We start from the raw sequence: 1780 nt of genomic DNA, 5'->3' as shown, positions 1-1780 counted from the left end.
TGCGCAACTTAGAGTGTTAGAATGTCTTCATGAGTGAAATTAGAACAAAAGTCCAATTCGTTGACATCGACGAAGATATGGCGGGTCAGCGTATAGACAACTTCTTACGCAACCAATTGAAAAATATCCCTAAAAGTATGGTGTATCGCATCGTGCGTAAGGGGGAAGTGCGTGTTAACAAGAAGCGTGTCAAAGCAGAATACAAGCTTCAGGCAGGTGATCTTGTCCGTATTCCACCGGTAACGATCGAAGAGAAAACGGAAGAGATCGCACCAAGCACTAAGCTCAACAAGGTGGCTGAGCTTGAGAGCATGATTATTCATGAAGATGATCACATGCTGATTCTGAACAAGCCTTCAGGAACGGCTGTGCATGGTGGTAGTGGTTTGAAGTTTGGAGCGATCGAAGCGCTCCGTGCTCTGCGTCCTCAAGCAAGATTCTTAGAACTTGTGCATCGTATTGACCGCGATACCTCTGGAATTCTGTTGGTCGCAAAGAAGCGCTCAGCACTGCGGCATTTGCAAGCTCAATTTCGTGAAAAGACAGTACAGAAGTATTACTTTGCTCTTGTCATGGGCGAGTGGAAAGCGAGCTGTAAGAAGGTGAACGCACCGCTGTTGAAGAACGAAGTAAACAGCATAGTTCGGGTTAACCCGAACGGTAAGCCTTCAGAAACTCGTTTTAAGATTATCGAGAAGTTTGCTAACGCGACCTTGATTCAAGCAAGCCCAATTACTGGTCGTACACACCAGATCCGCGTTCATACTCAGTACACGGGTCATCCTATTGCATGGGATGACCGCTATGGTGACCGCCGTTTTGATGCTTACACAGGAAAAGTAGGCTTAGATCGCCTGTTCCTCCACGCTGCAAACATTAAGTTTCAGCATCCATCAAATGATGAATGGATGGAAATTAATGCGCCCATGGAACCAAGGTTAGAGAAGGCATTGGCAGGGTTGCGGAAGCTTTAGGAGCGGCTTCGCCGGAGATGCGGGAACGGACTTCGTCCTATGGATCGCTTCGCTACTGGAACGGGCTGCGCCCTGCAAGAACACTGCGCTCGGGATTTGGGAACTGAGATTTGCCCTTTTAGTGTTGAGTGCTAGCAAATACCCTGAGTTGTCGACGGCATTTGCTCTGAACTCGCTTTCTCGCTTTCTCGCTTTCTCGCTTTCTCGCTTTCTCGCTTTCTCGCTTTCTCGCTTTCTCGCTTTCTCGCTTTCTCGCTAAAGCACCTCAACCCCTTGTGCTGCAAGCATATCGACCAAATCAATCAGTGGCAGCCCTACTAACGTGTTTGGGTCTTTGCCTTCTAATCGCTCAAACAGCGCGATGCCAAGGCCTTCACTTTTAAAACTTCCTGCGCAGTAGAATGGCTGCTCTATATCGACGTAGTTCGCGATCTGTTTTTTGCTTAGAACTCTAAAGTGCACTGTAAACGTATCGACCTTAATGTCTGTGAGGCCTGTTTCGGTATTGTGCAGTGCTAATCCGGTGAAAAACTCAATAGCTTGCCCGCTTTGCTCTGTTAGCTGTTCGATGGCTTTTTCACGCGTATGGGGCTTACCAATGATTTTGCCGTTAATGACACACACTTGATCGCTACCAATGACTAAGCTTGGCTGCGTCACCGGGCAAGATTCGGCTTTACCCTGCGCGAGTCGTTTAACCAACTCTAATGGCGTCTCGTTTTCGAGCGCTGTTTCGTCGAAATCAGGGCTGGCGGTCTCGAACTCAATTGCGAGTTTATTCAGCAGTTGTTTGCGATATGGCGATG

At 48.0% G+C, this 1780-nt stretch carries 2 protein-coding genes; one reads left to right on the top strand and one right to left on the bottom strand.

Annotated features, from left to right (window positions below; genetic code table 11):
* Positions 1-29: 29 nt before the first annotated feature.
* A complete protein-coding gene (rluC, locus tag QTO00_RS19855) occupies positions 30-974 on the top strand; it encodes a 23S rRNA pseudouridine(955/2504/2580) synthase RluC (protein ID WP_331426280.1) in 945 nt (314 codons plus the stop codon).
* A gap of 255 nt (positions 975-1229) precedes the next feature.
* Here rluC and QTO00_RS19850 read toward each other — a convergent pair.
* A partial coding sequence (locus tag QTO00_RS19850; RefSeq protein ID WP_331426279.1) for a Maf family protein occupies positions 1230-1780 on the bottom strand: 551 nt, incomplete at its 5' end.

The organism is Vibrio sp. M260118, from assembly GCF_036533755.1.
GTDB lineage: Bacteria > Pseudomonadota > Gammaproteobacteria > Enterobacterales > Vibrionaceae > Vibrio.
The sequence above is the reverse complement of the archived record's forward strand: the minus strand, read 5'-3'. Positions and strand labels throughout refer to the sequence as shown.